This window comes from Bartonella callosciuri (genome assembly GCF_014203215.1).
GTDB classification, from domain to species: domain Bacteria; phylum Pseudomonadota; class Alphaproteobacteria; order Rhizobiales; family Rhizobiaceae; genus Bartonella; species Bartonella callosciuri.
The window spans coordinates 1-7,589 of sequence record NZ_JACHIM010000015.1 but is presented as its reverse complement, the minus strand read 5'-3'; the positions used below and the strand labels follow the sequence as shown (position 1 = coordinate 7,589).

8 protein-coding genes and 2 tRNA genes are annotated in these 7,589 nt (G+C 37.4%); 1 reads left to right on the top strand and 9 read right to left on the bottom strand.

All coding sequences use genetic code 11. The features are described from left to right. From HNQ69_RS07245 to HNQ69_RS07235, 3 genes are all read right to left on the bottom strand, one after another. On the bottom strand, nucleotides 1-95 hold a 95-nt coding region (locus tag HNQ69_RS07245; protein ID WP_002972655.1), incomplete at its 3' end, for a GTP-binding protein. 183 nt (nucleotides 96-278) lie between these two features. After that, nucleotides 279-352, bottom strand: a tRNA-Gly gene (locus HNQ69_RS07240). 42 nt (nucleotides 353-394) lie between these two features. After that, nucleotides 395-478, bottom strand: a tRNA-Tyr gene (locus HNQ69_RS07235). A 203-nt stretch (nucleotides 479-681) separates the two neighbouring features. On the opposite strand from HNQ69_RS07235, the gene HNQ69_RS07230 reads away from it, so the two are divergent. Further along, nucleotides 682-1,512 carry a TrmH family RNA methyltransferase gene (locus HNQ69_RS07230; protein WP_183229366.1) on the top strand — a complete coding sequence of 277 codons (831 nt, stop codon included), beginning with the start codon at nucleotides 682-684 and terminating at the stop codon, nucleotides 1,510-1,512. On the opposite strand, the gene HNQ69_RS07225 is transcribed toward HNQ69_RS07230, so the two are convergent. The 6 genes from HNQ69_RS07225 to HNQ69_RS07200 form a co-directional block, all read right to left on the bottom strand. Then, entirely contained in the window at nucleotides 1,502-2,236 is a 735-nt protein-coding gene (locus tag HNQ69_RS07225) for a rhomboid family intramembrane serine protease (RefSeq protein WP_183229365.1), read from the bottom strand. The two genes, HNQ69_RS07230 and HNQ69_RS07225, sit on opposite strands and share 11 nt — an antisense overlap. 606 nt (nucleotides 2,237-2,842) lie before the next feature. Further along, nucleotides 2,843-3,250, bottom strand: coding sequence for a DUF2155 domain-containing protein (locus HNQ69_RS07220; RefSeq protein ID WP_183229364.1), 408 nt, complete (start codon nucleotides 3,248-3,250; stop codon nucleotides 2,843-2,845). A gap of 83 nt (nucleotides 3,251-3,333) precedes the next feature. Further along, nucleotides 3,334-3,732, bottom strand: coding sequence for an NADH:ubiquinone oxidoreductase subunit NDUFA12 (locus tag HNQ69_RS07215; protein WP_183229363.1), 399 nt, complete (start codon nucleotides 3,730-3,732; stop codon nucleotides 3,334-3,336). Between the two features lie 187 nt (nucleotides 3,733-3,919). Then, entirely contained in the window at nucleotides 3,920-5,419 is a 1,500-nt protein-coding gene (gene gatB / locus HNQ69_RS07210; protein WP_183229362.1) for an Asp-tRNA(Asn)/Glu-tRNA(Gln) amidotransferase subunit GatB, read from the bottom strand. 127 nt (nucleotides 5,420-5,546) lie between these two features. Beyond that, on the bottom strand, nucleotides 5,547-6,974 hold the full coding sequence (tig, locus tag HNQ69_RS07205) for a trigger factor (RefSeq protein WP_183229361.1): 1,428 nt from the start codon (nucleotides 6,972-6,974) through the stop codon (nucleotides 5,547-5,549). Nucleotides 6,975-7,335: 361 nt separating this feature from the next. Beyond that, the coding region (locus HNQ69_RS07200; protein ID WP_183229360.1) for an XRE family transcriptional regulator at nucleotides 7,336-7,589 on the bottom strand (254 nt) is incomplete at its 5' end.

Sequence of the window (7,589 nt, the reverse complement as noted above, 5' to 3'; positions counted from 1 at the left end):
ATTGCTGCTGTTAATGAGGTCTTACCATGATCAACGTGACCAATCGTTCCAATATTAACATGCGGCTTCGTTCGTTCAAACTTGCTCTTTGCCATCGCCATCAATCTCTTGTTTAGTTCTCTCGCTTTATGAGCACCCAGAAACAGGACTGTAGAATTGAATTAAATCAGACTGCTATATCACAAATCCGATATCACAATTCTTAGACAAGAAACCCCACCCAATTAGAGTGAAAATTCCTTTCATCGTACTCGCTAACCCAATCATTTACAACTCTTTGGAGCGGGTAGCGGGAATCGAACCCGCATATTCAGCTTGGAAGGCTGCTGCTCTACCATTGAGCTATACCCGCAACAACGTACTAACTTCCCTGTACTAACTTCCCTTCGATGAATGGTGGAGGGGGTTGGATTCGAACCAACGTAGCATACGCAACGGATTTACAGTCCGCCCCCTTTAACCACTCGGGCACCCCTCCATTACATCGGCAAAGTTACACGATGAGGTATCACTACAACTAATTTGATCATCCATTCAATCTAACTGGTTGCGAGGCGGTTATGACGATTACTATCGTCTCTGTCAACAGGATAAATACGATTCTGTACAAATTTCCTGCTAATAATTTTAAATTATAGTTTTTTTTATCTATTTTTATCATTAAAACGCTATAAAGAAGTTATGAAAGAAAAAATGTCGAAAAACTCTCATTATGCTCGTTTACGTCGCAGATATCGCGATACAAAAGGCCTGTCTTCTCGATCAACTCCGTATCTAAAAAAAGAAACGTCTCCCTTGCAACAAGAAAAAATCCGCCTTTATGGTATCCATACCGTTCATGCTGCTTTAAAAAATCCAAAAAGAATTTTTGGATGCCTTTATGTGACACCAAATGCCTTAAAACGACTAAATATACCCGAATCAGATTTACCTTGTCCTATTACATTATGCTCCCCCAAACAACTTGATGCGCTCGTGGGAAGTGATGCCGTTCACCAAGGTGTTGTTGTGGAAACAGATCTCCTCAAGCCATGCCAATTCTCCGAACTAACGAATACCGATCTTGTCATTGTAATGGATCAAATTACCGACCCACATAATGTCGGTGCTATTATGCGCTCTGCAGTCGCATTTAAAGCTGAAGCTCTTATCACCACTTGTCGCCACTCACCCAAAGAAAGTGGAGTTCTTGCTAAAGCAGCATCTGGAGCTTTAGAGATGATTAATTATATCACAGTGAGAAACCTTGCAGAAGCACTTCAAGAGCTTCATAAAGTAGGTTTTATCAGCTTTGGGCTCGATTCAGAAGGCGAACATCCCTTAGAAACTGCATTAACAGGGAGGAAAATTGCCCTTATTTTAGGAGCAGAAGGGAAAGGCTTACGCAAAAAAACACGGGAAACTGTTTGCACATTAACACGCCTTGATATGCCCGGAAATATTAAATCATTAAATGTTTCAAATGCAGCAACAATAGCACTTTATGCGGCTCATAAATATCTTAGATCGTAGTTTTTAATTTTTTTGGCAAACTATCAAAAAAACCAATCAACAAAAAGCCTGAAAAAAAACCACCAATATGCGCTTCCCATGCAATTGAAACACCTTCTCCTAGAAAAGCGGAAATGCCTATGATGAAATCAATACTTAACCATACACTCATGTAAATAAGTACCACTCTTGAACATAGCGCTTTTTTTATGGACAACAAAGAACCTAAAAATCTTTCATTTTGCGTACTAATACCCAAATGACCCTGAGGAAAACCGTAACGTGCAATAGCACCCATCATTCCAGACACAGCCCCCGACGCACCAACAACCGATATCACACTATCTTGGTGAAATACAAAATAAGTCAACACAGCTATAATTGCTGTGAACATCCAAAAAATGAGAAAACGTAAATTACCCAAAGGCCTTACCAAAAGAGACCCAAAAACCAAAAGCCAAGTCATATTAAGAGCAACATGTTTAAAACTACTATGCATGAATGAATAACTAATAATCGTATAACAAAATGCTAACGGTTCAGCCTTAAATAACACCGGTATAAATGAAAAAGTCTCAAGGCTTTTAATATAGAGTTGAGGAGAAAAAAAATACTGAGGGACAAAATAAATAAAAAAACAAAATGCTATCAAAAAAATTATAATAAATGGAACATTCAATAATGCTTCTTTAGGTTGTTTTGGGAAAAACGATATATTATTATGTTGGTAACTGGCATCTTTCATTCTATAAAATCTCATACTCTCTGATGAATTGATAACTTCTTACACAAAACAGAGCTATCAATTTTGATGATGAAGCAGCTTAATCTTAACCTCTGCTGGATTTTTAATCCTAAAATCCAAATGTTTCACTGTAAAAACACTTGTATCTTGTACAAAATATTTGAAAAAAGAATATTAAGAATATCATCAATAAAATCTCTGTACCATCCTAAATCTAAATTGAAATCATTCAACTCATTGAAATATCATTGGATGAGATAATAAAGTTTTGATTATTTATCTGTTTAATACTCTTCTTAATCAAAAAAACTTTACCACCATGAAAACAAAATTTCCTCAACTTATTTGTTTTTTCGGTGGAAAAATGTGCATGACAGTTTAGAAATTAATAGTTAGCGCTTTTATAAAAATCAGCATAAAGGAGAATAAATACCCCAACTTCTAAATACGAAAGTAAAAAACACCGCTCTCCCCCTTTCCGTATCTAACCACTCTTATTTTAAGAGCTACATTTAGCTACTTGGAATAACTCTATAAAACAAATAAAAACGATGAATTAAGTTTAATATATCATTTTATAAAAATGCTTTATTGAAAGAACAGATTCTAAGAATCCTGTTTGCAATCTTTTAACCACACATCATAGATAGGATGCTCTACAGCATTCAGGCCAGGACTATCTGCAAACATCCATCCTGTAAAAATACGCCGTACTGTTTTATCTAATGTGACTTCATTGACTTCAATAAAACCGGTCGTGTGCGTTGGCTCATCCTTGGAGCTCGTATAACATGCACGCGGTGTTACCTGCAAAGCACCGTATTGATAAATTTCACCAAGAGAAACTTCAAAACGCGTAGTCTGCCCAGTAATTTTGTCAAGACCTGCAAAAACAGCAATTCCATTGCTAATACGTTTGGCGTGAACTACACCAACTAAGGACAAGATAACCGCAGCGGCCACGAAAAAAACACAAAAAAAACGCCATAATCCCAACCGTAAAAAAGCTTTCATCACATCAAATTAATCTCATTAAAAAAATTCTAAATATAAAATATGATAAAATAAGAAAAAATATAGACACGCATCAAAATATTTTATTGTTTAGGCGACCATGCATCATAATCTTCCTGCGCACAGGGACGGTCATTACTGTAAGTAATAGCCCCCTTTGGTCTATATGCTTTACTTGTCCCTGTCATGTTTGCAACATGCGGCTTTTCCCATTCATATGGCTGATAATTCTTCTGCGTTGGAGGATTATTACAACGATGATGAATCCAACCATGCCAACCTGGCGGAATGGTAGAAGCTTCAGAATACTCTTTATAAATGACCCAACGGCGCGGATAACCATCCTTATGAGTGCCTCCCTCATAATAAACATTCCCAAATTGATCTTCCCCAACACGCTTACCTTTACGCCACGTAAAAAAGCGGGTACCTATTGTATTACCATCCCACCATGTAAAGATTTGCTTTAGAAAAACAAGCATATTCTAGTCCATTTCTTTAGTATACCTTATGAAATCAATCTCGCTGGAATAAACGCATCATGATACTTGAAATTACTGAAAAAAACTCCACTGGTAAAATCAGTCATAATTCTATTTGATAAACTAAATAATATCCCTCAACTATAAGAAGTATCATATTTATAGAGTTTTTTCTACCCCATAACACTTAATCTATGCCAAGTTTCATCTTAACCAATTCATTAACAGTTTTAGGATTCGCTTTACCGCCTGTTGTTTTCATAACTTGCCCAACAAACCAACCTGCTAAAGCAGGTTTTTGTTTGGCCTGCGCAACTTTATCAGAATTATTAGCAACAATTTCATCAACAGCTCTCTCAATAGCTTTTGTATCTGTTACCTGCTTCATATTGCGCTCTTCTACAATCTGACGCGGATTTCCACCTTCATTCCAAATGATCTCAAAGAGATCTTTAGCAATTTTTCCAGAAATAGTTCCTTCTTTGATGAGATCAATAATATCTCCCAATTGATCTGGTGATACCGGTGTTTTTTCAATCTCAAGATTATCCTTATTTAAAGCACCTAAAAGATCATTAATTACCCAATTAGCAACTGTTTTTCCATCACGCCCACGTGCTACTTTTTCAAAATAATCAGCAATGGCTCTTTCTGTCACAAGAATAGAAGCATCATACACTGTCAGCCCCATCTCCTTGACAAAACGTGTCTTTATATCATCAGGCAATTCTGGTAATTCAGCCGCTAAAGCATCAACAAATGCTTGATCAAACTCCAATGGCAAAAGGTCAGGATCAGGAAAATAACGATAGTCATGCGCTTCTTCTTTTGAGCGCATCGACCGCGTTTCACCTTTAGCAGCGTCAAAAAGCCGAGTCTCTTGATCTATGATACCGCCATCTTCTAAAATCGCAATTTGACGACGTGCCTCATAGTCAATCGCTTGACCAATAAACCGAATAGAATTCACATTTTTGATCTCACAGCGCGTTCCAAAACTTTCACCAGGACGACGCACTGATACATTAACATCTGCCCGCATAGAACCTTCGTCCATATTGCCATCACAAGTACCTAAATAACGAACAATCGTACGCAATTTCGTCATGTAAGCTTTAGCTTCATCAGCTGAGCGCATATCTGGTTTAGAAACAATTTCCATAAGAGCGACACCAGAACGGTTAAGATCCACAAAAGACATTGTTGGATGCTGATCATGCATTGATTTTCCTGCATCTTGTTCAAGATGTAACCGCTCAATCCCAATTTCAATATCCTCAAACTGACCATTCGAATCGGGGCCCACAGATATAATAATCTTCCCTTCACCTACAATCGGATAACGAAATTGAGAAATCTGATACCCCTGCGGTAAATCTGGATAAAAATAATTCTTACGATCAAAAACAGACTTTAGATTAATATTAGCCTTTAACCCTAAACCAGTTCGAACCGCTTGACGAACACATTCCTGATTAAGAACAGGCAACATACCAGGCATAGCTGCATCAATAAGTGATACATGACTGTTTGATTCCGCACCAAATTTAGTTGATGCACCTGAAAAAAGTTTTGAATTTGATATGATTTGCGCATGAACTTCCATGCCAATGATGACTTCCCAATCACCTGTAACTCCAGAAATAAAACGCTTAGAATCAGGAGTACGCGTATCAATGATTCCCATTGCCAATCCACTATCAATATTTTAAATATATTCGATGGCTAATCTAAAACAACTCTTAGTGCAAGCCTAGAATATAAATGTTATAAAAAAGCCCGACTTCATCGGGCTCATTTTGTTCGGGTAAATCTTAACCTTTTTTAGGTGTCCTTTTCTTAGCTAGAGCTTTCTCTGTGGCTTTTTCTTTCACTGCAGACTTTTTTGTTGCCGATTTTTTTTGCGTTAAATCTATTTCATCATCTTCTCGCATAAGCTCTTCAACTGTCACTTCTTTATCTGTGACTTTTATCCGTGCTAGCAAATGATCAATAACTTTTTCTTCAAAAATCGGGGCACGTAGATTTGCAACAGCTTCTGGTGTATTCCGGAAAAAATCCATAATCTCTTTCTCTTGTCCAGGATACTGGCGAACCTGATCAAAAACTGCTGCTTTTAGTTCATCTTCACTTACTTGAACACCAACATTCATTCCAATTTCAGAAAGCACCAAACCAAGACGAACACGACGCTGTGCAAGCACACGATATTCCTCCCGTGCTTGCTCTTCTGTAACGCCTTCATCTTCAAAACTGCGCCCTGCCTTTTTTAAATCGTCATTAATCTGAGCCCAGATATTGTTAAATTCAACTTCCAAAAGTCCTTCAGGGATTTCAAACTTATAATCAGCATCTAAAGCATCAAGAATTTGACGTTTAATTTTTTGACGCGTCATTGAACCATATTGGCTTTCAATTTGCCCACGAACAACTTCACGCAAACGATCTAGGGATTCCAAACCAACTTTTTGCGCTGCTTCATCATCAATCTTCAGCTCATCCGGTTGAGAGACAGCTTTAACGGTAATATCAAATTCCGCATCCTTACCAGCCAAATGTGCAGCACTATAATTATCAGGAAATTTAACAGAAATCGTTGTCTTATCACCTGCTTTTATGCCAACCAACTGTTCCTCAAATCCAGGGATAAATTGTTTTGATCCGAGAATCAGCTGCGCACCGCTATCTGATCCGCCCTCAAATGGAACACCTTCGAGTTTTCCTAGATAATCGATTGTAACACGATCACCTTCTTCGGAAGGACCATCCTTTAATGAATAATTACGTGTAGAAGAAAGGATACGCTTTACTTGATCATCAATTTCTTGTTCAGGAATAGCCGCAATTTCACGTATAATTTTAATATGTTCAAAGCTCTTAATTTCAAATTTTGGTAAAACTTCATACTTTAAACTAAAAACAAAATCCGCTTTGCCATCCAGAATTTTATCATCTTCATTGATCTCAATTTGCGGCTGCATTGCTGAACGTTCATTGCGGTCAACTAAAACAGAACGGGGAGAATCACTGACAATCTCATTAATAATTTCCGCCATAAAAGACTTGCCATACATTTTTCGTAAGTATCCAGCCGGCACCTTACCGGGACGAAAACCATTCAGCTTGATCTTACCCTTGACGTCATCCAACCGTTCATTCAACTTTTCTTCTAAATCTCTCGCCGGAACCACGATCTTAATTTCGCGCTTCAGTCCTTCATTAAGTGTCTCAGTAACCTGCATTAAACAACCTTCATTTTTCTGAAAAGAGGGATAAACCCACTCTGAATAATAACTACATTCTACCACTTAAGTGTTAAATCACCATGAAGCGGAATTACAGACACATAGACAATCTATAGTGCTTGAGAAATTCCTGGTGCGGATGGAGAGTACCATTTCATAATAATTTTACAATATTTTTCAATGACTTAATAAAAACATCAAATAACAAAACCACCTTTTGAACCACCTGATATATAGAATCTGTAGCGTTATCAGATAGCATCATCATCTATATATTGCAATTGCGAATCGAGAGAATTCTACTCTTGAATTTAGGGATTATATAATAAGGTTTAGGAATAGGATTTTGCAATAACCTCTACAAAGAGCATACTTCATGGAGTGTTTCTAACATTTCTTTGAAGTTTGCTAACCCCTCTTGAAATAAGACATCTAAAAGTAGCATAAACGCAACAACAGTTTCATGTTGCAACGGAGTAGAAGGTTTGATCGTAAAGTTCTTTCGACAAAGATAGGCTTCTTTTCTTAAACGTGCTGCTGTCTCTTGATCTAAAGCATAGAGTTTTATGATCTTATCTTCCATGCCTACTGGAACGGTCTTTTTGCCAATCT

Excerpts from the sequence above, each read along its gene's own strand:
- gatB (WP_183229362.1), bottom strand. The coding sequence starts at position 5,419 with ATGGGAATCATTGATACGCGTACTCCTGATTCTAAGCGTTTTATTTCT.
- HNQ69_RS07230 (WP_183229366.1), top strand. The coding sequence starts at position 682 with ATGAAAGAAAAAATGTCGAAAAACTCTCATTATGCTCGTTTACGTCGC.
- HNQ69_RS07215 (WP_183229363.1), bottom strand. The coding sequence starts at position 3,732 with ATGCTTGTTTTTCTAAAGCAAATCTTTACATGGTGGGATGGTAATACA.
- HNQ69_RS07225 (WP_183229365.1), bottom strand. The coding sequence starts at position 2,236 with ATGAAAGATGCCAGTTACCAACATAATAATATATCGTTTTTCCCAAAA.
- HNQ69_RS07220 (WP_183229364.1), bottom strand. The coding sequence starts at position 3,250 with ATGAAAGCTTTTTTACGGTTGGGATTATGGCGTTTTTTTTGTGTTTTT.
- tig (WP_183229361.1), bottom strand. The coding sequence starts at position 6,974 with ATGCAGGTTACTGAGACACTTAATGAAGGACTGAAGCGCGAAATTAAG.